Source organism: Janthinobacterium sp. GMG1 (assembly GCF_034427795.1).
GTDB lineage: Bacteria > Pseudomonadota > Gammaproteobacteria > Burkholderiales > Burkholderiaceae_D > Janthinobacterium.
In genome coordinates, this window is the sequence record NZ_JAXQNT010000007.1 from 266099 (window position 1) to 287118 (window position 21020).

General features: G+C 62.4%; 21 protein-coding genes. 14 read left to right on the plus strand and 7 right to left on the minus strand.

Annotated features, from left to right (window positions below):
- Positions 1–29: 29 nt before the first annotated feature.
- The 4 genes from SJI03_RS19750 to dapC all read right to left on the minus strand — a co-directional run bounded on the left by SJI03_RS19750 (position 30) and on the right by dapC (position 4264).
- Entirely contained in the window at positions 30–386 is a 357-nt protein-coding gene (locus SJI03_RS19750) for an ArsC family reductase (protein WP_322428302.1), read from the minus strand.
- A 133-nt stretch (positions 387–519) separates the two neighbouring features.
- Positions 520–2067, minus strand: a complete 1548-nt coding sequence (locus tag SJI03_RS19755) for an FAD-dependent oxidoreductase (RefSeq protein WP_322428303.1) — start codon at positions 2065–2067, stop codon at positions 520–522.
- Between the two features lie 122 nt (positions 2068–2189).
- Positions 2190–3017, minus strand: coding sequence for a 2,3,4,5-tetrahydropyridine-2,6-dicarboxylate N-succinyltransferase (gene dapD / locus SJI03_RS19760; RefSeq protein ID WP_035820379.1), 828 nt, complete (start codon positions 3015–3017; stop codon positions 2190–2192).
- Between the two features lie 17 nt (positions 3018–3034).
- A complete protein-coding gene (gene dapC / locus SJI03_RS19765) occupies positions 3035–4264 on the minus strand; it encodes a succinyldiaminopimelate transaminase (protein WP_322428304.1) in 1230 nt (409 codons plus the stop codon).
- A gap of 186 nt (positions 4265–4450) precedes the next feature.
- Here dapC and tsaB point away from each other — a divergent pair, with 186 nt between their 5' ends.
- The 4 genes from tsaB to SJI03_RS19785 are packed head-to-tail and all read left to right on the plus strand — an operon-like array spanning position 4451 to position 7458.
- Positions 4451–5176 carry a tRNA (adenosine(37)-N6)-threonylcarbamoyltransferase complex dimerization subunit type 1 TsaB gene (gene tsaB, locus SJI03_RS19770; RefSeq protein ID WP_322428305.1) on the plus strand — a complete coding sequence of 242 codons (726 nt, stop codon included), beginning with the start codon at positions 4451–4453 and terminating at the stop codon, positions 5174–5176.
- Positions 5173–5664: a ribosomal protein S18-alanine N-acetyltransferase gene (rimI, locus tag SJI03_RS19775; protein ID WP_322428306.1), complete on the plus strand. Its 492-nt coding sequence runs from the start codon at positions 5173–5175 to the stop codon at positions 5662–5664. Before tsaB ends, rimI begins: the two co-directional genes overlap by 4 nt.
- Positions 5661–6539, plus strand: a complete 879-nt coding sequence (locus tag SJI03_RS19780; protein ID WP_322428307.1) for a uracil-DNA glycosylase — start codon at positions 5661–5663, stop codon at positions 6537–6539. Before rimI ends, SJI03_RS19780 begins: the two co-directional genes overlap by 4 nt.
- The gene (locus SJI03_RS19785; RefSeq protein WP_322428308.1) at positions 6532–7458 is read left to right on the plus strand and encodes a DUF1853 family protein; all 927 of its coding nucleotides are present in this window, start codon (positions 6532–6534) and stop codon (positions 7456–7458) included. The genes SJI03_RS19780 and SJI03_RS19785 overlap by 8 nt, the downstream gene beginning before the upstream one ends.
- 48 nt (positions 7459–7506) lie before the next feature.
- On the opposite strand, the gene lplT is transcribed toward SJI03_RS19785, so the two are convergent.
- Positions 7507–8769, minus strand: a complete 1263-nt coding sequence (gene lplT / locus SJI03_RS19790) for a lysophospholipid transporter LplT (RefSeq protein ID WP_035820370.1) — start codon at positions 8767–8769, stop codon at positions 7507–7509.
- Between the two features lie 246 nt (positions 8770–9015).
- Between lplT and alr the strand changes: the two genes are divergently transcribed.
- From alr to fliD, 4 genes are all read left to right on the plus strand, one after another.
- Positions 9016–10107, plus strand: coding sequence for an alanine racemase (gene alr, locus SJI03_RS19795; protein WP_322428309.1), 1092 nt, complete (start codon positions 9016–9018; stop codon positions 10105–10107).
- 69 nt (positions 10108–10176) lie between these two features.
- Positions 10177–11553: a DNA repair protein RadA gene (radA, locus tag SJI03_RS19800; protein WP_322428310.1), complete on the plus strand. Its 1377-nt coding sequence runs from the start codon at positions 10177–10179 to the stop codon at positions 11551–11553.
- Between the two features lie 131 nt (positions 11554–11684).
- The gene (locus SJI03_RS19805) at positions 11685–12005 is read left to right on the plus strand and encodes a PilZ domain-containing protein (protein WP_322428311.1); all 321 of its coding nucleotides are present in this window, start codon (positions 11685–11687) and stop codon (positions 12003–12005) included.
- A 229-nt stretch (positions 12006–12234) separates the two neighbouring features.
- Positions 12235–13620, plus strand: coding sequence for a flagellar filament capping protein FliD (fliD, locus tag SJI03_RS19810; RefSeq protein WP_099378356.1), 1386 nt, complete (start codon positions 12235–12237; stop codon positions 13618–13620).
- A 103-nt stretch (positions 13621–13723) separates the two neighbouring features.
- Here fliD and SJI03_RS19815 read toward each other — a convergent pair whose 3' ends face one another.
- The gene (locus SJI03_RS19815; RefSeq protein WP_322428312.1) at positions 13724–14524 is read right to left on the minus strand and encodes a helix-turn-helix transcriptional regulator; all 801 of its coding nucleotides are present in this window, start codon (positions 14522–14524) and stop codon (positions 13724–13726) included.
- Between the two features lie 100 nt (positions 14525–14624).
- Between SJI03_RS19815 and SJI03_RS19820 the strand changes: the two genes are divergently transcribed.
- The 3 genes from SJI03_RS19820 to SJI03_RS19830 all read left to right on the plus strand — a co-directional run bounded on the left by SJI03_RS19820 (position 14625) and on the right by SJI03_RS19830 (position 17165).
- Positions 14625–15860: an MFS transporter gene (locus tag SJI03_RS19820; RefSeq protein WP_322428313.1), complete on the plus strand. Its 1236-nt coding sequence runs from the start codon at positions 14625–14627 to the stop codon at positions 15858–15860.
- 32 nt (positions 15861–15892) lie between these two features.
- Complete coding sequence (gene rraA, locus SJI03_RS19825; protein WP_099378358.1) at positions 15893–16387, plus strand: ribonuclease E activity regulator RraA; 495 nt, start codon at positions 15893–15895, stop codon at positions 16385–16387.
- Positions 16388–16523: 136 nt separating this feature from the next.
- Positions 16524–17165, plus strand: coding sequence for a choice-of-anchor C family PEP-CTERM protein (locus SJI03_RS19830; RefSeq protein ID WP_233516162.1), 642 nt, complete (start codon positions 16524–16526; stop codon positions 17163–17165).
- A gap of 59 nt (positions 17166–17224) precedes the next feature.
- Here the strand turns inward: SJI03_RS19830 and SJI03_RS19835 are convergent, their stop codons facing one another.
- Positions 17225–17614 (minus strand): MerR family transcriptional regulator, encoded by a 390-nt coding sequence (locus SJI03_RS19835; RefSeq protein WP_322428314.1) that lies wholly within the window; start codon positions 17612–17614, stop codon positions 17225–17227.
- Between the two features lie 80 nt (positions 17615–17694).
- On the opposite strand from SJI03_RS19835, the gene SJI03_RS19840 reads away from it, so the two are divergent.
- From SJI03_RS19840 to SJI03_RS19850, 3 genes are all read left to right on the plus strand, one after another.
- Positions 17695–18132 carry a hypothetical protein gene (locus SJI03_RS19840; RefSeq protein WP_322428315.1) on the plus strand — a complete coding sequence of 146 codons (438 nt, stop codon included), beginning with the start codon at positions 17695–17697 and terminating at the stop codon, positions 18130–18132.
- Positions 18133–18234: 102 nt separating this feature from the next.
- Positions 18235–20052, plus strand: a complete 1818-nt coding sequence (locus SJI03_RS19845; RefSeq protein WP_099378427.1) for a DUF4153 domain-containing protein — start codon at positions 18235–18237, stop codon at positions 20050–20052.
- Positions 20053–20572: 520 nt separating this feature from the next.
- On the plus strand, positions 20573–20848 hold the full coding sequence (locus SJI03_RS19850; RefSeq protein ID WP_158301212.1) for a hypothetical protein: 276 nt from the start codon (positions 20573–20575) through the stop codon (positions 20846–20848).
- The last annotated feature ends 172 nt before the right edge of the window (positions 20849–21020 follow it).

Here is a 21020-nt window from a genome sequence, read left to right on the forward strand (position 1 = left end):
TGCCGGCAACATCGTGGTCAACTAGGGGGTTACAGCGAGAAAATGGTCTTGTACTGCGCATCCGAAAACGCCACGCTGAACTGGCCATCCTTGTCCAGCACAGGGCGCTTGATGATGGACGGGTTTTCCAGCATCAGATCCAGGGCGCTGGCCGCGTCGACGGTGGACGCCTTGCGCTCGTCGGACAGGGCGCGCCAGGTCGTGCCTTTCTTGTTGACCAGCACATCCCACGGCAATTGCTGCAGCCACGCTTCCACGGTGGCGCGTTCCAGGCCCTGCTTTTTGAAGTCGTGAAAGGTGAAATCGAGTTGCTGCGCGGCCAGCCAGGTGCGGGCCTTTTTGACGGTATCGCAGTTGGGGATACCGTAGAGTGTAATGGTCGTCATGGGTAGGGCAAAGGGGAATGAATGCGGTTCGCTTGATCGCGGGGCTTGCGCCAGGGAAAAATGCGATGGTAGCCGACATTATACAGTCGATGCGCTGTCGATGCGGCAGTGCAACACGGCCCGGTGATTTCCCCTACACAGGCCGCGGCGCCGCCTTGCCCGATTCCGCCGGGCCGAAATGCAGGCCAAGCCGCAAGGCCAGGGCGCGCAGGGCGCCGCTTTCCTGCAGGTGCAGGGCCAGCGCAATGTGGCCGTCGGGGCGAACCAGGTAGGCCGCATCGCGGCCCAGGCCGGCCAGTTTGGCGGCGACATTGAAGGTGTAGCAATGCACGGGCAGTTTCAGCACGCGCGCTTCGTCGAGCAGCTCGGGCGCCGCTTCGCCATAGATGTGCAATTGCCAATCCATGCTGCGCAAAGCCGTGAAATTGTCTTGCGTGCCGTCCGAGAACCACGGCAGGCGGTCGCCGCCGCGCAGGTATTCCGCGTGGCCCGCGGAGAGGGCGCTGTCTTCATAGCTGATCCGGATTTGCGACACGGTCTGGAACAGCAAACGGCGCGCCCGCGCGAAGCCCGAGAGGAAGGGCAGCGCGTGCGGCACCAGCCAGCGGCGGAGGAATTGCCCGGCCATGCCTTGCGCGACGATGGCCTGGAAGGCGCGGTCGGTGGTGGCGACGAGCTTGCGGGCAAACACGATGCGCTCGCTTTCATAGGTGTCGAGCAGGGCGTCGTTGCTTTGTCCCCGCAGCTTTTGCGCCAGTTTCCACGCCAGATTGACGGCGTCGCCCAGGCCCGTGTTCATGCCCTGGCCGCCCACGGGGCTGTGCAGGTGCGCGGCATCGCCGAGGATGAAGCAGCGCCGTTCGCGAAATTGCGCCGCCACCCGGTGGTGCACTTTATACGTGGAAAACCAGTTCACGTGCTCGACCTGGATATTCAGCAAACTTTCCACCTGTTCCCGCACGTCGTCGAAGACGGGCGCGGGCGCGCCTTCCGGGCGGTCGGGCAGGATGCCGATCAGGCGCTGCATGCCACTGGTGCGCACGGGCAACATCAGCGCAAACGAGTTCGCGCCCAGGTGGGCATGCAAATCCGTATTCTTGCCGGCCACTTGCGCGTCGGCCACGTAGTACAGGTGATCGTAGGTGCCGCCAGAGAATTCAAAGCCGGCGATTTCGCGCACCTTGCTGCGGGCGCCGTCGCAGCCGCAGATGTAGTTAAACGTGCAATATTGTCGTTCGCCATGGTTGAGCAGGATGGCTTGCACTTCGCTATCGTCCTGCGTCCACAGGTCCAGCGCCACGTTCCATTCCACGTGCACGCCGGCCGCCGCCAGCTTGCTGATCAGGAAGCGTTCATGCTCGTCCTGGGGCAGGCTCAGCACGAAAGGATAGGGGCTCAGGCCTTCGCCGATCTCGCCCAGCGCCAGTTTCACCAGCTCCTCGCCGCCTTCGTGGATATGCATGGCATTGATCTTGATACCCAGGCTGACCAGCTCGTCGGCAAAGCCCAGTTGCTGGTAAAACTCCAGGGTGCGCGCATGCACGGCCATGGCCCGCGATGCCTGGCCCGGTCCGCTGTTCTTGTCGATGATGCGGCAATCGACGCCATGGCGCGCCAGGCGCAAGGCAAGCATGAGGCCGGTAGGACCGGCGCCGACGATCAGGACGGGAGGAGTATTCATGCCATCCAGTATAGGACAGGATGGGGGATGGCTGCGCGACGATTGAAGTTGCCGCTCGGAAATGAAAATGTCCCGCCAAAGCGGGACATTCAGGGGATTGCGCGCGCCTTGCGGCGCATTAATTAAATGCCGCGCAGCAATTCGTTGATGCCCGTTTTCGCGCGGGTTTTTGCATCCACGCGCTTGACGATCACGGCGCAGTACAGCGAGTACTTGCCGTCTTCCGAAGGCAGGTTGCCCGAGACCACGACGGAACCGGCAGGCACGCGGCCGTAGGTGACTTCGCCCGTGGCGCGGTCGTAGATCTTGGTCGACTGGCCGATGTACACGCCCATCGAGATGACGGAGTTTTCTTCGACGATCACGCCTTCGACGATTTCCGAACGGGCGCCGATGAAGCAGTTGTCTTCGATGATGGTCGGGTTCGCTTGCATAGGCTCCAGCACGCCGCCGATGCCGACGCCGCCGGACAGGTGGACGTTCTTGCCGATCTGGGCGCAGGAGCCGACGGTGGCCCAGGTGTCGACCATGGCGCCTTCATCGACGTAGGCGCCGATGTTGACGTAGGACGGCATCAGCACGACGTTCTTGGCGATGAAGCTGCCGCGGCGGGCGACGGCTGGCGGCACCACGCGGAAACCGCCTTTGACGAAGTCTTCCTTGGTGTAGTTGGCGAACTTGGTCGGGACCTTGTCGTAGAACTGCATCGTGCCGTCGGACGGCAGGACGACGTTGTCTTCCAGGCGGAACGACAGCAGCACGGCTTTCTTGACCCACTGGTTGACCACCCAGTCGCCCGTGGTTTTTTCCGCCACGCGGATGCTGCCGTTGTCCAGGCCATTGATGACGTGGGAAACGGCGTCGCGCAGTTCGGCCGTGCCGTTGCCCGGATTGATCTCGGCGCGGTTTTCCCAGGCCTGGTCGATGATGGTTTGCAGTTGTTGGCTCATGATGATGTCTTGTTTATTTAGTTGGTTGATGCGGATGCGGAAAGCTGCTGGCAGAATTTTACTATGCGCAGTGCGGCCTCCAGCCCTTCGGCCGTTTCGGCCACCAGGGCCATGCGGATGCGGTTGCGGCCCGGATTGATGCCGTGCGCGTCGCGCGCCAGGTAACTGCCAGGCAATACCGTCACATTATATTCGGCGTACAGGCGTTGCGCGAATTCGGTGTCGGACAGTCCCGTGCGGCTGACGTCGGCCCACAGGTAGAAGCCGGCGTCCGGCAATTGCACGTCCATCACCGATTGCAGCAGCGGCGTGATGGCGTCGAACTTGGCGCGGTACTTGGCGCGATTTTCCTCGACATGGGTTTCGTCGTTCCAGGCCGCGACGGAGGCCGCCTGCACGGCGGGGCTCATGGCGCCGCCGTGGTAGGTTCGGTAGAGCAGGAATTTTTTCAATACTTCGGCATCGCCGGCAACAAAGCCCGAGCGCATGCCCGGCACGTTCGAACGCTTCGACAGGCTGGAAAACACCACCAGGCGCGCATACGGGCGCTCGATGGTGGACAGGCCCAGCATGTGCGCCGCCTGCAGCGCGCCAAGCGGCGGCGTGTCGCCGTGGTAAATCTCGGAATAGCACTCGTCGGCGGCGATGACGAAATCATAGCGCTCGGACAGGGCGAACAGGTGTTCCCAGTCCGTCAGGGTCAAGACGGCGCCCGTCGGGTTGCCGGGCGAACACAGGAACAGCAGCTTGACCTTTCCCCACACGCTGGCCGGTACGCTGTCGTAGTCGCAGCCGAAATTGCGCGCCGGGTCGGAATTGACGAAATACGGTTCGGCGCCGGCCAGGTAGGCCGCGCCTTCATAGATCTGGTAAAACGGATTCGGGCTGATCACGAGCGAACCGGCCGACGGATCGATCACCGTTTGCGCCAGCGCAAACAGCGCTTCGCGCGAACCGTTCACGGGCAGGATTTGCGTGGCAGGATTGAGCTTGGGGATGTCGTAGCGGCGTTCGAGCCAGCCGGCGATGGCGGTACGCAAGGCTTCCGAACCGATGGTGGTCGGATAGCTGGCCAGGCCATGGATATTGTCGACCAATGCCTGCTCGATGAACGGCGGCGTCGGGTGCTTGGGTTCGCCCATGCCCAAGCTGATGGGCGCATACTCGGGATTGACCGTCACGCCGGCAAACAGCTGGCGCAGCTTTTCGAATGGATATGGTTGCAGTTTGGCAAGAAGTGGATTCACGGAGCGGACCAGGGCAAGAGTGGGGTGATAGTGTCGCGTATGGATTGCCGGGCATGGCGCAATGACGCCGGTCAAGCAATCAGCTTAGCCTTTTATTATAGCCGTCCTCGCGCACGGGCTGTGCAAGTAGGCTGTTGTCGACCTGCACGGCATGCCGCTTCCGGGCCTGGCAAGGTAAAATACGCTATGTCTACCTTACTTCCCACCCTGCTTGCTATTGAAACCTCGTCCGAACTCGCCTCCTGCGCCTTGTTGCGCGGCGATGTCGTCCTGTCCCGCGCCTCGTCGGGTGTGCGCACCCATTCCCAGTCCATCTTGCCGATGGTGCAGGAATTGCTGGCTGAAGCGGGCGTGACCCTGGCCGACGTCGATGCCATCGCCTACGGCTCCGGTCCCGGCTCGTTTACGGGCGTGCGCACGGCTTGCGGCATCGCGCAAGGCCTGGCCTACGGCGCCAATTTGCCCGTCGTGCCCGTCGTGACGCTTGACGCCATGGCCCTCGCGTGCCACCAGCAGCATGGCGCGCCACGCATCGTGACCGTGCTCGACGCCCGCATGGGCGAAGTGTACTGGGCGCAATACGATTACCAGGATGGCTTGCAGATTGTTTCGTCACCGGCCCTGAGCGCGCCGGCCGGCGTGGCGCCGCAAGGCGACGTTGCCGGCTGTGGCAACGGCTTTACGGCGTATGCCGAGGCGCTGGCAGCGCTGCCGTGCGCCGCCAAGGCTGACGCCGCCATCATGCCGCACGCCGTGCAGGTGGCGCAGCTGGCGCGCATCGCCTTTGCGGCCGGTCAGTTCGTGACGGCGGCCGAGGCGCAGCCTTTGTACTTGCGCAACAAGATCGCTTACACGAGCGCGGAACGGCAGCAGATGCAACTGGCCAAGGCCGCTGCGGAGCCAGCACAATGAGTGTAGCGGGCCAGGACCGTGCTGCCGGCTGGGACTTGCTGCGCCTCGACTATCAGCCGATGCAGGAAGCGGACTTGGTCGAAGTGCTGGCGCTGGAGCAGCGCGTGTATCCGCATCCCTGGACGCACGGCAACTTTGTCGATTCCCTCAAGAGCGGTTATCCGGCCTGGGTGCTGCGCGACGTGGATGGCACCTTGCTTGGTTACTTCTTGCTGATGCTGGTCGTCGACGAGGCGCACTTGCTCAACGTGGCCGTCGAAGGCGCCATCCAGGGTCAGGGATTGGGCCGTTTCCTGCTGAACCAGTCCTGCGCCTGCGCGCGCCAGTTGGGCATGGAATCGATGCTGCTGGAAGTGCGCCCGTCGAACGTGCGCGCGCTCGACATCTACCAGCGCTATGGATTTGAACAGATCGGCCGGCGCAAGGGATATTATCCGGCCAGTAACTCGCAACGTGAGGACGCCATCGTGATGCGTTATACCTTATGAGCCGCAGCGCCGTTTTCCTCGATGAAATGGGCGTCGGCCCCCTGTGGCGCTTGCGCCAGGGTGTTGCCCCCGAAGCGGTTGACGTCGCCGCCGAGGCCCCCGTGGAGATGGAAGCCGTCGTGGCGGCGCCTGTGGCAGAAGCCATAGAAGCCGTGATCGAGGTGGTTGCTGAGGCGGTCGCCGAGGTGCAGGTCGAAGCGCCCGTTGCTGTTGCCGATACGCCAGCTCCTGCCGCCGAGCCGGACGACACGGCCTGGTTCGATGATGCGCCGCCACCGCCGCCGGCCAAACTGCTGAGCGATGCCGATATCGCCGCCCTCGACTGGGATGGCTTGACGGCCGCCGTGGCCAAGTGCGCGCGCTGCGACTTGTGCAAGACGCGCAAGGGCGTCGTCATGGGCCGTGGCGACCGCCAGGGTGATTGGCTGATGCTGGCCAGCAGCCCGTCGCGGCTGGAGGAGCGCGAAGGGCGTGCCTTGCCGGGCGAGCAGGGCAAGTTGCTCGACAATATGCTGAAAGCCATCGATATCGATGCGGGCAGCGGTGTGTACATCACGCACTTGCTGAAATGCCGTCCGCTCGACGAGGCGGGGCAGGAACGCTTGCCCACCGAATCGGAGTCGGCCGCCTGCCGTCCCTATTTTGACCGCGAACTGGCCCTGCTGCAGCCGCGCACCATCGTCACCCTCGGTTCGATGGCCGCCGCCGGCATCAATCCCGGTGAAAAACCCGTGCGCGGCACGGTGCGCCAGCTGGGCAATGCGTCCGTCGTGGCCACCTTCCACCCGGAAATGCTGCTGCAGGACGGGACGGGCAAGGCCAAGGCGCGCGCCTGGGCCGACCTGTGCCTGGCGAAAAGCTCGCACGGTGGGTGACAGCTTTCAGACCCGTTTTGAGCGCCGCTGGGGGCATCTGACGCACCCCCGCGTGCGCGCGCTGGCCTGGCTGCTCGACTCGCCCGATTTGCTCGATCCGTCCAGCCGCCACTGGGGCGTGCGCATTGCAAGTCTCGCGCCCGTCACGCCTGCCGTGGCGGCGTGGCTGGCGGCGCTGCAGGATGACCCGTCGCCGCTCGATGCGGCGCTGGGGCCGAAATTCTATTCCCGCCTGGGCCTGTACGCTGAAAAGCTGCTGGCCTTTTATTTTGAACAGCACGGGGTATTGCAGGCGCATGGCTTGCAAGTGCAGGTGAACCGCAACGACACGGTAGGTGAGTTCGATTTTCTGCTGCGTGACGGTAACGACTTGCTGCACTGGGAATTCGCCACCAAGTTCTACCTGCTCGAAGGCGCGCCCGATCCGGGTGTCTTCAACCACCTGATCGGCCCGAACCTGGCCGATACCCTGGGCTTGAAGATGCGCAAGATACTCGACAAGCAACTGGCCTTGTCTCGCCATCCTGCCGCGCAAACCCTGCTGGAGCAGCCCGTGCGCGCGGCGCAGGCGCTGGTCAAGGGCTGGCTGTTTTATGCGGCAGGCGCCACGCCTGCCCTGGACGGTATTTCCCCTGAACATGGACACGGCTTCTGGTGCACGCCGGCGCAACTGCCGGAGCAGCGCTATGTCGTGCTGCCGCGCCTGCAATGGCTGGCGCCATACAAGGGGCGCGACGAGGACGTGCTGGACGTGGATGCCTTGCGCGCGCGTTTGTTTGATCTGGCGCAACCGGTGATGGTGGCCACAGTGGATACTATCGAAGGCTGGGAAGTGGAGCGCACGCGTGGTTTTGTCGTGCCGCATGACTGGACGGAGCAGGCTGCCGCGCGGCGAATAACAGGCGCGCTACCTGCGTAGATCGGTAGGTCGGATTAGCGCCTGGCGCGTAATCCGACACCACATTGCTTAATGTTTCTGCTCGCCAATCAGCGACAGATTGTCGTGCTCCGCCTGGTTCAGCTTGTGCCTGCGCATGATCATGTACATGGTGCCGGCGACGAACAGGCCGAACAGGGTGATGATGATGTTCAGCGGCAGGTGCAGACGGATCATGATGGAATACACGGCCAGCATGGTGAGAATCGACAGGTTCTCATTGAAGTTCTGCACGGCGATGGAATGGCCTGCGCTCATCAGCACGTGGCCGCGGTGTTGCAGCAGAGCATTCATTGGCACGACGAAAAAGCCGGACAGGGCGCCGATCAGTATCAGCAGCGGGTAGGCGATCCACACGGAATGCACTTGCGTCATCATCATGACGATCACGCCCATGGCGATGCCCAGCGGAATGACAGTCAGCGATTTGCGCAGCGGAATGAAGCGGGCCGACAGCACGGCGCCGGCGGCCACGCCGATGGCGACCACGCCCACCAGGCTGGTCGCCTTGTCGAATGGCATGTTCAAGGATTGCTTGGCCCATTCCAGCACGATCAGTTGCAAGGTGGCGCCAGCGCCCCAGAACAGGGTCGTCACGGCCAGGGTGATCTGGCCCAGCTTGTCTTTCCACAGGATGGAATAGCAATTGGCAAAATCGGTAATCAGTTTGATAGGATTGCGTTCCTGGTGCGGATACACGCAGCCCGTGTCGGGAATCTTCAGGTTGGCCAGGGTTGCCAGCACATAGATGCCGACCACCACGCACAGGGCCGCTTCCGTCTTGTTGGTGATGCCCGTGTCGATCAGGGGGAAGTCGAAGGAAAGCAGCATGTCGGACACGTGGCCGCTGACGAGTGCGCCGCCCATGACGGTGCCGAGGATGATGGAGGTGACGGTCAAGCCTTCGATCCAGCCATTCGCCGCCACGAGTTTTTCCGGCGGCAGCAGTTCCGTCAGGATGCCGTACTTGGCGGGCGAGTACACGGCCGCGCCAAAACCGACGACGGCGTAAGCCAGCAGCGGGTGTACGTGGAAGAAGACGAGGGCGCAGCCGAAAATCTTGACCATGTTGGCGATGAACATGACCTTGCCTTTTGGCAATGCATCTGCGAAGGCGCCGACAAAAGCGGCTAACAGCACGTAAAACAGGACGAATGACAGTTTGAGCAGCGGCGTGATCCACGCCGGTGATTTCATGGACACCAATAAATCGACGGCGACAAAAAAGAGGGCGTTATCTGCCAGCGAGGAAAAGAACTGCGCCGCCATGATGGTATAAAAACCACGATTCATTCTGGAATGCCTGAAATCATATCTGGCTTGCTTTATACCACGAAAAAACGGCAAACCCCAAGTTTGGAAGGGGCTGCTTTGCATAGTCTTGTCTAAGCGAAGCTTAATTTTTCTGCCGTAGAAAAATACATCACATGTGAGCATTTTATACATGGTGTCCTGTGCGCCGGTCTGGCGCGCGGCGACGGACCAGCATGCGGCCCATCCGGTAAAATACGGCTTTCCCACCTGCCGTGAACGACGCATATGCCCAGGCCCATCATCGCCACCATCCATCTCGATGCCATGCAACACAATCTGGCGCGCGCCCGTGCCGGCGCCCGCGGCGCCAACGTGTGGGCCGTCGTCAAGGCGAACGCCTATGGCCACGGCCTGGAACGGGCCATGCGGGGCTTTGCCGAGGCCGATGGTCTGGCACTGGTCGAGGTCGACTACGCCGTGCGTCTGCGCGAACTGGGCTGGACCAAGCCCATCTTGCTGCTGGAAGGTTTTTTCGACGCCAGCGATTTGCCTGTCATGGCGCAATATGGCTTGAACGGCAGCGTGCATTGCGAAGAACAGATCGCCCTGCTGGAAGCGGCGCGCCTGCCGCACGCCATCGATGTGCACCTGAAAATGAATACGGGCATGAATCGCCTGGGTTTCACGCCGGGCGCCGTGGCCGCCGCGTATGCGCGCCTGCGGGCCATCCCGCATGTCGGCACGATCACGCTGATGACGCATTTCGCCAATGCGGACGAGGCGGGGGCCACGCGCTTGCCTTTGGCCCAGCAGATGCTGCGTTTCGAAGCGGGCGCGGCCAGCATTGGTGCTGCCTTGCCGCGCAGCCTGTGCAATTCGGCCGGCGTGCTGCTGCATCATCTGGACAGTGACTGGGTGCGCCCCGGCATCATGCTGTACGGCGGCACGCCCAGCGGCGCTCCTGGCGGCACGTCCGCCCAGGCGTTCGGCTTGCTGCCCACCATGACCTTGCGCAGCCGCATTATCGGTATCCAGGATATCGCCGCCGGCGAAGTGGTGGGCTATGGCAGCCGCTACGAAGCGGCCGGCAATATCAAGGTGGGCGTGGTGGCGTGTGGCTATGCGGATGGCTACCCGCGCCACGCGCCCGAAGGCACGCCCGTGCTGGTCGACGGCGTGTGCACGGGCCTCATCGGCAGGGTGTCGATGGACATGCTGATGGTCGACCTGACCCACGTGCCGGGCGCTAAAGTTGGCAGCGCCGTGACCTTGTGGGGCCAGGGCATGCCGATCGACGAGGTGGCCCTGGCCGCCGGCACCATCGGCTACGAGCTGATGTGCGCACTGGCGCCCCGCGTTCCGGTGATCGAGGCGTGACCTCGCAGCCTTGTTTGTATATACTGTATATATAAACAGCAGTTTCACCTTACCCGGGCAAAGTACACCATGGCAAAAGTCAAGACCATCTACACCTGCAGCGATTGCGGCGCCATCAGCAACAAATGGATGGGGCAATGCACCTCGTGCAACCAGTGGAATACCATGGTGGAAACCCTGCCCGAAACGGGTGGCAACAACCGCTATTCGAATCCGCAGCACATGTCGCTGGCCCAGACGGCGCCCGTGCTGTCGCTCGACGATATCGACGCCATCGACGTGCCCCGTTTCGGCACGGGCATCGAGGAATTCGACCGCGTGCTGGGCGGCGGCATGGTCGCGGGCGGCGTCGTGCTGATCGGCGGCGACCCCGGCATCGGCAAGTCGACCCTGCTGCTGCAGGCGCTGGCGAACATGTCGCATCATAAGCGCGTGCTGTATGTCAGCGGCGAGGAATCGGGCGCGCAGATTGCCCTGCGCGCCAAGCGTCTCGTCATCGACGCCAAGGAACTTAAATTGCAGGCCGAGATCCAACTCGAGAAGATTCTTGCCACCCTGGCCGACCTGAAACCGGAAGTGGTGGTCATCGACTCGATCCAGACCGTGTATTCGGATGCCCTCAGCTCGGCGCCCGGTTCCGTGGCGCAAGTGCGCGAATGCGCGGCCCAGCTGACGCGCGCGGCCAAGCAGACGGACGTGACCATCATTCTAGTGGGGCACGTGACGAAAGAGGGCGCGCTGGCCGGTCCCCGCGTGCTCGAGCACATTGTCGACACGGTGCTGTATTTCGAGGGTGACGCCCATTCCAGCTTCCGCCTGGTGCGCGCCATCAAGAACCGTTTCGGCGCCGTCAACGAGCTGGGCGTGTTCGCCATGACGGAAAAGGGCTTGAAGGGTGTGTCGAACCCTTCCGCGCTGTTCCTGTCGCAGCACGACAACCAGGTGCCCGGTTCTTGCGTGATGGTGACGCAGGAAGGCACGCGTCCGTTGCTGGTGGAAATCCAGGCCCTGGTCGACACGAGCCACTTGCCGAATGCGCGCCGCCTGTCCGTCGGCCTGGAGCAGAACCGCCTGGCCATGCTGCTGGCCGTGGCGCACCGCCACGCGGGCATCGCCGCGTTCGACCAGGATGTGTTCATCAACGCCGTCGGTGGCGTCAAGATTACGGAACCGGCGGCCGACCTGGCCGTGTTGCTGGCGATTAACTCGTCGATGCGCAACAAACCGCTGCCACGGGGGCTCGTGGTATTTGGCGAAGTGGGGCTGGCGGGCGAAATACGCCCTGCGCCACGGGGCCAGGAGCGCTTGCGCGAAGCGGCCAAGCTGGGCTTTACCCTGGCTGTGGTGCCCAAGTCGAACTTGCCCAAGCAAGTCATCGAAGGCCTCAAGGTCATCGGCGTCGAGCGTATCGACGAAGCATTCAATAAGCTGCGCGACCTGGAGTAAGAGTTGGTATGGTTTAAATGCCAAGCTTGAGACAAGTCAAACAAAATTTCCGTTTAGAACTATAATATTTGTCCGATGGATTCACCCAGTGAATCCGCATCGACAATGCATAGTTAGAGAAGCGGAATATAGTGTCAGTTGAGCAAAGGCAGGGCGCACGCAAGATATTGCGTGCCAAGGCAATGTTGGTAATGGATGGCGCGGGCCCCGTGGCGGCGCGCACCCTCGATGTGGGGCCGGGCGGCATGGCAGCCGTCATCGCGGAACCGGTGCCGACAGGTAAGCAGGGCAAGGTGCTGTTCGAATTGTTTTACGATGGTTCGGCGCACATCATCGAGGCGCGCGTGTCCGTCTCGCATTGCATTTTCAGCAGCGCAGGTTTCAAGGTGGGACTCACTTTCCTGCAGTTGGACATGGCCGTCAGCAGCGCCATCTCGAAATTCATGCGCTGAGGCAAGCCTGGAGGGCGCGACAGGTGAAATGCGCTAAAATGGTGCATATGGGTTTGCAGTCAGGAAAAACCTGTTCTGTTCGCTGTTTTGATATTCCAGTAATACTGCATAATTATCAACCAGAAGAGGGACCTTGCCGCGCCACGCGCGCCTGCCGTCCGTTTCCAGCGCAGCACGGTCACGACCTGAACCGTGTGCCATGACCTTACACCCGACGGGAACGCCTACCATGTTTAATTCGACCATCAACAGCAGGGCCTACACCAACAACACGCAGCAAACGACGCAGGGCAATATTTCGGCCGATGTGTATGCGAAGGTGGAGCGCCAGATGCAGTCGCAGAACACGGGCGTCGTCAAGCTCAACGCCAGCCTGGCGCGCGACCAGGCCAAGTTCTCGGGCCTGGGCCAGCTGCAATCGGCGCTGGCGAAATTCCAGACCGTGGCCAAGAACATGGCCGGCAGCGGCCTGGCCACGTCGGCCACGTCCAGCAGCAAGGATGTGCTGAGCGCCACCACCACCGACAAGGCTGTCAGCGGCAGTCATGAACTGAATGTCAAGCAACTGGCGCAGGGACAGACTTTGCTCAGCGGCGCGCAGAAATCCTCGAGCGCGGCGATCGGCACGGGGGCGCCCGCGCTGGTGAAGATCGAAGTAGGCTCGGCCGACGGCAAGCAATTTACGCCCGGCAGCGGCAAGATCATTTCGCTGACCATCGACAGCAGCAACAATAGCCTCGACGGCATCGCCGCCGCGCTCAAGCAGCAGGGAATCGACGCCAGCGTGGTGAAGGGCGCTGACGGCTACTCGCTGGCCTTGAACGGCAAGAGCGGCGCCGACAGCAGCATGCGCATCAGCGTGTCCGGCGACGCGGCCGTCAGCAATCTGCTCAGCTATGCGCCTGGCGCCGGCAAGGGCATGCAGCAGACGGCCGCCGCGCAGGATGCGCTGCTGACCGTCGACGGCAAGGAAATCAAGAGCGCCACGAATACCCTGACGACGGCTGTCGAGGGCGCCACCATTGAATTGAAGAAAAAGGGTGTGACCGACCTCGTCATCGCCAAGGACAGCAGCCAGATCGCGACCAACGTGGCCAGCTTCGTCACGGCCTACAATGAACTCAACAGCAAGCTGCAGAGCCTGCAGCAGGGCGATTTGAAGTCCGATACGGCCCTGGGCCAGGTGCGTTCGCAGATGGAGCAAGTACTGCGCACGGCCAGCACGGGCGTGCCATCGTCGGTGCTGGGCAGCGCCGGCGTCACCCTGGGCAAGAGCGGCGAGCTGGTGCTCGACGATAAAAAGCTCAAGGCGGCCATCGCGGCCGATCCTGAAGCCGTCAGCAAGATGTTTACGAATAACGGCAAGGGTGTGGCGGACCAGTTCGCCAGCAAGATCGGCGAGCTGACGGGCGAAACGAGCATCATCCGCAAGGAAGTGCAGACGGTCGGCAAGGACATCACCACCCTGACCAACAAGAAAGCCGTGCTGGCCAAGGCGCTGACGGCCCAGGCGCAGGCGCTGGTGAAAGCGTATTCGGCGCAGGAACAGATGGGAACGAACTCGGCCTTGCCGGGTTATACGGGCAAGAATTCGCTCTTCGACTTCATGGCCTAAGGACGCACCGCTAAAGCGCCCATGGCGGCGTTGCATCGCCTTGCCGTATAGCGTACTGTCTGCGGCGCTACGCCTTGCCCTGAGCGCTGTATCGGCGCGCTTGTTACATGCGGTCGCCCTGGGCAAAGAAGGCTGACGGCGAGCTGCCGAAAGTCTTCTTGAACATGGCGGAAAAAGCCGACTGGCTGGCGTAGCCCAGTTCTTCGGCCACCTGCGACAGCGGCACGCCGCGCGCGATCAGGGGCGCCGCGTGCGCCAGGCGCACCTGCTGGCGCCACTGGCCAAAACTCATGCTCAATTCCCGTTCGAACAACCGCGCCAGGGTACGCTCCGAGGCGCCGACCTGCTGCGCCCAGTGTTCCAGCGTCTGGTTCAAGCCCGGTTTCTCGATCAGGCTGTCGCACAGGGTTTTCAGGCGCTTGTCGCTGGGCAAGGGCACGCGGATGGGGCGCGTGGCCGAGCGTTTCAATTCATCGAGGATCAGTTCAGCCAGCAGCGCCTCGCGCGCCGGTTCCTGGCCAGGGTCCAGCTGTTCCAGCGCCATGATCAGCTGGCGCAGCAGGTTCGATACTTCCAGCACCTTGCAGTCCTGGCCGGCGAACGGTGCGCGCGCGGCATGGATGCACAGCGGGCGCAAACGGGTTTTTTCCAGTATCGTGACGGCATGCTCCACGTTGGGCGCGATCCAGATGGCGCGCATGGGCGGCAGTACCCAGCTGCTGTTGTTGGCGGTGATGCGCAGCACGCCTTCGAGCGCCATGGTGACCTGGCCCCAGGGATGCGTGTGTGGCGAGAGAAATTCATCGGGTTGCAGGTCGCGCGCGATCATGGTCACGGGGATGGTCGCGCTCGGCGCTTCCCGTGGCGGACACATGCGGGTATGGTGGAGGATAGGTACACCCATCAGCTTGGCCTTCATTCGATAAATTATGTCGTTCTGTCGGAAAACAGACGATGGTATTTTGCATACACTTGAGCTTCACCAGTATAAGACAGGGTATGACATGATAACAACTAACTCGGCATCCGAAATTCCCACCTTGCGCAGCGACGCCCGCGTCATCGGTCTGGTGGGGCTGGCGCATGGCGTGTCGCACTTCTATCACCTGATCCTCGCGGCCCTGTTCGTCTGGCTGAAACCCGCCTTCGACCTGTCGTATGCGGAACTGGGCCTGCTGATGACGGTGTTCTTCATCATTTCGGGCGTGGGACAGGCGCTGGCCGGCTTTGTCGTCGACCGTTTCGGCGCCCGTGCCGTGTTGTTTTCCGGCATTTTCTTGCTGGGCGTGTCGGCGCTGGCCCTGTCTACCGCACACAGCTATGCGGCGCTGATGCTGGGCGCCATGCTGGCCGGCATGGGCAACAGCGTGTTTCATCCGGCCGACTACACCATCCTCAACCAGCGCGTCTCGGTGGCCCGCGTGGCCTACGGCTTTTCCGTGCATGGCATCAGCGGCAATATCGGCTGGGCGCTGGCGCCCCTGTTCATGACGTATGTTGCCACCCATTATGACTGGCGGGTGGCGCTGCAATGCGCGGCCGTGCTGCCGTTTGGCGTGCTGCTGATCCTGTTCCTGAACCGCCACGCCATCCGCCCCGAACCCGTGAAAAAGGCCGCTCCGGGCCAGGCGGCTGGCGGCGAAGGCACGCTGGACTTCCTGCGCCTGCCTGCCGTGTGGATGTGCTTTGCCTTCTTTTTCATTACCGCCATCGCCCTGGGCGGCATCCAGAGCTTTGCCAGCGTGGCCCTCGTCAAGCTGTACGGCATGAGCCTGGCGCTGGCTACCAGCGCCTACACGGCCTATATGCTGGCCTCGGCCGTGGGCATGCTGGCCGGCGGCGTGGTGGGTGCGCGCAGCAAGCAGCCGGACCGCAACGTGGCGATCGCTTTTTCCGCCGCCGCGCTGCTGGCCGTGCTGCTGGCCATGGCCGTCGTGCCGGCCTGGGGCGCGGTGGTGCTGATGGGCGCCATCGGCCTGATGTCGGGCGTGGCGGGGCCTTCGCGCGACCTGATGATACGCGCGGCGGCACCGAAGAATGCCACCGGGCGCGTGTATGGCGTCGTGTATTCGGGCCTCGACAGCGGCCTGGCCGTCGGTCCCCTGTTCTTTGGCGCGCTGATGGATGGCAACCATCCGGCCCTGCTGTTCGTCTTCATCGGCGTGTTCCAGGCGCTGGCGATTGCCACGGCCGTGGGCGTGGGCGGCAAAACACGTGCTGCGGCGCTGCAAAAGGCATAGAATCGTTGCCATCTGCCACGAAAGGAATTCCCATGACCTTTGCCACCACCGACCTGTGCGACGACTATGCAGCCATGCTGGACGATGGCACCCTGGCCGTGCTGCCGCCCGTGTACCGCGCCTTTGGCCAACGCGTGCGTTTCAGCGGCCCGGCCACCACCTTGCACGTGTTCGAAGACAACGCGCTGGTGCGCAGCACGCTGGAAACGCCGGGCCAGGGTCATGTGCTGGTGATCGATGGCGGCGGCAGCCTGCGCCGCGCGCTGGTGGGCGGCCAGCTGGGTGTGCTGGCTGAAAACAACGGCTGGGCCGGCATCATCGTCGATGGCTGCATCCGCGACAGCGAGGAAATCAATGTCTGCCAGATCGGCGTGCGCGCCCTGGCCACGCATCCGCGCAAGAGCAACAAGACGGGCGCCGGCCAGCGCGACGTGCGCGTGCAGATCAGCGGCGTGGCCGTGCATCCGGGCGACTGGATCTACGCCGATGCGGATGGCATCCTGGTGGCACGCCAGGAACTCGATTGAGCCGCCCCTCTCCGGAAGGGCGTTACAAATTGTCCACATTAAATATATTTTTGTAAAGTTCTTTGATTTTCACCATGGCTGGGATATGATTTCACTTAAGGTAACTTTAATGCCTATAAGGCAAGGAAATCAGCTCATGAAAATCGCCACCATCGCCGCAGTTGTCGCCCTGTTTGCTGCAGGCACCGCCAGCGCCAGTCCCGTCAACCTGATCACGAATGGCAATTTTGAAACGGTCGCTGCCGGCTACACCTTCGACAGCGGCTTTAAGGTCGTCAACAGCGGTTCGTCGGCCATTACAGGCTGGACCGTTGGCGCCAGTTCCGTCGACCTGATCCGCAACGCGTATAACGCCATCAACGGCTACAGCATCGATTTGCTGGGTACGCCAGGTCCGGGTTTCTTGTCGCAAAGTTTCAATGTCGTTGCTGGCCAGACCTACAGCCTGAGCTTTGACATGGCGCGCAATTCCGGCGGCCCGGCAGGCCAGGGCGTGGCCGTCAATTTTGGCGGCGTGGTCGGGGATTTCTACTCGACGGCTGCCGCCTCGAACACCTTGTACAACAATACCCTGAGCTTCACGGCCGCTTCCACCGGCCTGGCAACCCTGTCGTTTGCCAGCGCCGCCAAGGCCGGCACGCCGTTCGACAATTACTCGGGCGCCGTGATCGACAATGTTTCCGTGATGGCCGCCGTGCCGGAACCGGAAACCTACGCCATGCTGCTGGCCGGCCTGGGCCTGATGGGTTTCCTGCGCCGCCGCAAGGCCGCCAGGTAATCCCGGCTCCGCCCCACGTCAGAACCGCCTGCTGCATTGCACAGGCGGTTTTTTGTTTTTCAGGGGGCTGGTGCTGCCTCGGCATCTCCCCGCAACGGACAGGCGGCCGCCTGCGGTTCCAGCCGCCGCGCCAACTCGCCGCGCAACTGCGTCAATCCCGCGATGCGCGCATCGATTTCGCCCAGCTTGCGCGCCAGCGCCGCGCGCAGCAGTTCCGCCGTGGCGGGATCGCCGGCGGCCGCCAGCAGCGGCATGTCGGCCTCGATTTCTGCCAGGGTAAAACCCAGTTGCTGCGCCGTGCGCAGGTAGCGCAGCCAGTCGGCCGCTTCGGGCGGGTAGTCGCGGTAGCCATTCGCGCCGCGCCGCGCGCGCAGCAAGCCCCGCTTTTCATAAAAACGCAGGGTATCGCGGCTCAAGCCCGTCGCCTGTGCTATCTCGCCGATCCGCATGGGTTTCCTTTCATAAAATGCTTGACCATGGAGTGTACTCCAGCCTTGATCATGGGCGCTTTCCATAGACAGGAGTTGCCATGTTGTCCGTTTCCGCCTTCCGCCGCGTGGTGCGCGCCAGCGCCATTTATGATGTGCTCATGATTGCCCCGTTTACCACGCCATGGACGTTTTTGCTGCTGCGCGAGCACTTGAACGCCCTCAACGTGAGCCTGGGCGGCGTGCCGCTGCCCGTCTTCGGACCGTTTCATCTGCTCATCAGCAGTTTGCTGGGCAGCGTGGTGATGGTCTGGTCGGTGCTGCGCATGCTGGACCCGCAGCCGCGCTTCGGCCGCTATGATGCGGCGGCCCGCTACCTGTTTTCCACCTGGATGGCGTGGGCGCTGCTGGTGACGGGCCAGCCCGTGCTGTGGCTGTTCCTCGTGCCGGAACTGGCCTGGGGCCTCGCGCAAAGCCTGCCATTGCGCCGCAGCGCAGGTGCGCGGGGAGGGCCGCCGCACGAATCGCTGTTGAGATGACGATAACGAAATGCAATAATGGCCGTGCTCGCAGTACAGCAATGACTGCAATGAACGACTATTAAGAGGATGACTATGCAGCAGGATGCCGCAGGAAAAAACATGGCGTTGCTCGATCCGGTGGTGGCGCCGCGCATCGCGGTGACGCGCCTGGTGACGGGCCTGCTGCAAGGCTTGCTGCTGTACTGGCTGTACAGCACGGCCCAGGACAAGGTGTGGCCCGCCACGGAAGCCTATCTGCTGGGTCCGTTGATGCTGATCAGCTTGCTGCTACCGATCCTGCTGGTGTCCAGCCTGGGCCATATGTCGGCGAAGCGCATCGTGCTGTGGATGGCGGGTGCGGCTGTCGTGCTGGCCGTGCTGGCCTGGCATGACGTGGCGCGCGGCGCCGAGCACGTGATCTGGGGCAACTACAAGCCGGGCGCGCCCCTGCGCGTGATCTCGGCCCAGCTGTTCGGTTTTTGCGTGGTCGGCTTTTATATCGCCCACGCGCTGGTGCTGGCCAGCGCCCAGGATGGCCAGCGTATCGCCCGCTATCCGACCTACTTTGAAATCGCCTGGAAGCTCGGCATCCAGCTGCTGTTTTCCCTGCTGTTCGTGCTGGGCCTGTGGCTGGTGTTGTGGCTGGGCGGGCAGCTGTTCCTGCTGATCAAGCTCAGCTTCCTGAAAAAACTGCTGGGCCAGGCCTGGTTCGTGATTCCCGTCATCTGCTTCGCGTTTTCATTCGCCATCCACATCACGGACGTGCGTCCGTCCATCGTGCGCGGCATCCGTACCTTGCTGCTGGTGCTGCTGTCGTGGCTGATGCCGATCGCCGCTGTGCTCGTTTCCGGTTTCCTGCTGACCTTGCCCTTCATCGGTTTCGAGCGCCTGTGGGCCACGCGCCATGCGGCGTCCGTGCTGCTGGGCATGGCCGGCGTGCTGGTGGTGCTGATCAATGCCGCCTTCCAGAATGGCGAAGTGGGCCATGGCGTGGCGCGCGGCATCCGCCTCGGCACGCGCCTGGCTTGCCTGTTGCTGCCGTGGGTGGTGGGCATCGCCATCTATGCGCTGACCCTGCGCGTGATGTCGCATGGCTGGACGTCCGACCGTCTGATCGCTGCCGCCTGTCTGTTGATCGCCACCTGCTACGCCGCCGGCTATGCCTGGGCGGCCAGCAAGTATGGCGACTGGCTGCACCTGATCGCCAACGTCAATGTGGCCACCGCCTTTGTTACCCTGCTGGTGCTGTTCGCCCTGTTTTCTCCGCTGGCGGACCCGGCGCGCATTTCCGTGGCCAGCCAGATGGCGCGCCTGGACAGCGGCAAGGTCGGCGTGGACAAGTTCGATTTCGAATACCTGCGCTTCCAGGGCGCCCGCTACGGCCAGGCGGCCCTGCAGGAATTGACGAAACGCACGACGGGGCCGGATGCGGCCATCGTGCGTGCCCGCGCCGACGCCATGCTCAAGCGCCAGAACCGCCTCGACGAGACGGGCGCGCTGAGCGACGTGTCGATCAACCTGACCCTGCGCCCGGCCACGGCGAAGTTGCCGGACAGCTTCCTGCGCCAGGACTGGACGCAAGTGGGCCCGGCCTGGCGCCTGCCCGCCTGCCTGAAGCGGGCAGGGCCGCAGTGCGATGCCTACCTGCTCGATTTCGATGGCGATGGCAAGCAGGACGTGCTGCTGATCAGCAATGACCCGCGTGCCTCGTCGGTCTTGCTGGCGGAAAAGGAAGACGGCAGCTGGACCGCGCGCGGACAAATCCCCACGGATGCGCTGCGCTGCAAACCCCTGCGCGAGAAACTGCAGGCGGGCGAGTTCCAGCTGGTGCCGCCGAAAGTGCGCGAACTGGAAGTCGACGGCCAGCGCGTGCCGATGACCTTATATACGCCAGAGGACGAGGTCAGCTGTCCCGATGAGACGGCGCCGACTCCGTAAATGGCAGTGAGAGGACTTGGTGCGCCTGAGCAAACCTCTTGATGGCGCTGAAGGCAGCAACTTCGTGCATTGATTCTGACTGTCCAGTATCGGCTGCCACAAGCGGTCACTCGCGCGAGCAAGAAAAAATGGAAGATAAAATAATGCTCTTGCGGAAGATTCAATCAGCTATTCAGCAGATTCAGCCTCTGGCAGCGAAAGGCTGGCCGCCTGGGCAATCTATCCTACGACAACTAGGTTGGTGCGAAGGATTTGCGTCTGGATGTCCTACCGACCCAGCGCTAGGGCCACTGTCCATGGGATTGATTGCCACTCGCGAACTTGACATGTACGGCGACAAGCCCGATCTCGCCTTGTTGATCAACGATATCCAAGACGCTGTGAATTCACTTCATTGATCCGCCTACTTCGGTAGTTCTATGACCGCTTCGGGTCGGAAGCTGTCGCACATGAAGGCGGCAACCGGCCAGAAGCGGACAGTCGCATTTCGTTAACGCCAGTGGAAAGTAAGAGGAATTTGGTGTCAAATCTTTCGATTCTCGAACGGCTGGAAGATTTACTTTCGGCTTATGGCAAAGGTGAGTTGACTCGCGATGCGTTTGTAGATTTTCTCAGCAATAGCATCCGAGCGCTTGAAGGTGTTCCGATTAGTGTTACTCATGAATTTCGACGGCACGAATATGCTATCGAAACAGAAGGTTATTTTGATGAGGAAGGGTTTGAGTCTCGGCAAGACTCAGCTCAAGAACGCTTGCTTTCTTGGATTCTTGAACTCAAGCGTATTTATGGAATATAGGTGAGCAACCTTCCAAACAATGCCCAAGGTTGATGGGCCGCTTAGGGGCGGAAACTGCCAACGACGATAACCGGCCAGAGGCTGTCACTGAAGCACAGGAAATATCATGTCCATTGCAAGAAAAGGAAGCCGCCGGATTATTGTCGATTCTTTACCATATCGATGGTCGGTC

Bases quoted from the DNA above. Each gene is read 5' to 3' on its own strand.
- SJI03_RS19750 (WP_322428302.1), bottom strand. From the start codon at position 386: ATGACGACCATTACACTCTACGGTATCCCCAACTGCGATACCGTCAAA.
- SJI03_RS19755 (WP_322428303.1), bottom strand. From the start codon at position 2,067: ATGAATACTCCTCCCGTCCTGATCGTCGGCGCCGGTCCTACCGGCCTC.
- dapD (WP_035820379.1), bottom strand. From the start codon at position 3,017: ATGAGCCAACAACTGCAAACCATCATCGACCAGGCCTGGGAAAACCGC.
- tsaB (WP_322428305.1), top strand. From the start codon at position 4,451: ATGTCTACCTTACTTCCCACCCTGCTTGCTATTGAAACCTCGTCCGAA.
- rimI (WP_322428306.1), top strand. From the start codon at position 5,173: ATGAGTGTAGCGGGCCAGGACCGTGCTGCCGGCTGGGACTTGCTGCGC.
- SJI03_RS19780 (WP_322428307.1), top strand. From the start codon at position 5,661: ATGAGCCGCAGCGCCGTTTTCCTCGATGAAATGGGCGTCGGCCCCCTG.
- lplT (WP_035820370.1), bottom strand. From the start codon at position 8,769: ATGAATCGTGGTTTTTATACCATCATGGCGGCGCAGTTCTTTTCCTCG.
- alr (WP_322428309.1), top strand. From the start codon at position 9,016: ATGCCCAGGCCCATCATCGCCACCATCCATCTCGATGCCATGCAACAC.
- radA (WP_322428310.1), top strand. From the start codon at position 10,177: ATGGCAAAAGTCAAGACCATCTACACCTGCAGCGATTGCGGCGCCATC.
- fliD (WP_099378356.1), top strand. From the start codon at position 12,235: ATGTTTAATTCGACCATCAACAGCAGGGCCTACACCAACAACACGCAG.
- SJI03_RS19815 (WP_322428312.1), bottom strand. From the start codon at position 14,524: ATGGGTGTACCTATCCTCCACCATACCCGCATGTGTCCGCCACGGGAA.
- SJI03_RS19820 (WP_322428313.1), top strand. From the start codon at position 14,625: ATGATAACAACTAACTCGGCATCCGAAATTCCCACCTTGCGCAGCGAC.
- rraA (WP_099378358.1), top strand. From the start codon at position 15,893: ATGACCTTTGCCACCACCGACCTGTGCGACGACTATGCAGCCATGCTG.
- SJI03_RS19830 (WP_233516162.1), top strand. From the start codon at position 16,524: ATGAAAATCGCCACCATCGCCGCAGTTGTCGCCCTGTTTGCTGCAGGC.
- SJI03_RS19835 (WP_322428314.1), bottom strand. From the start codon at position 17,614: ATGCGGATCGGCGAGATAGCACAGGCGACGGGCTTGAGCCGCGATACC.
- SJI03_RS19840 (WP_322428315.1), top strand. From the start codon at position 17,695: ATGTTGTCCGTTTCCGCCTTCCGCCGCGTGGTGCGCGCCAGCGCCATT.
- SJI03_RS19845 (WP_099378427.1), top strand. From the start codon at position 18,235: ATGGCGTTGCTCGATCCGGTGGTGGCGCCGCGCATCGCGGTGACGCGC.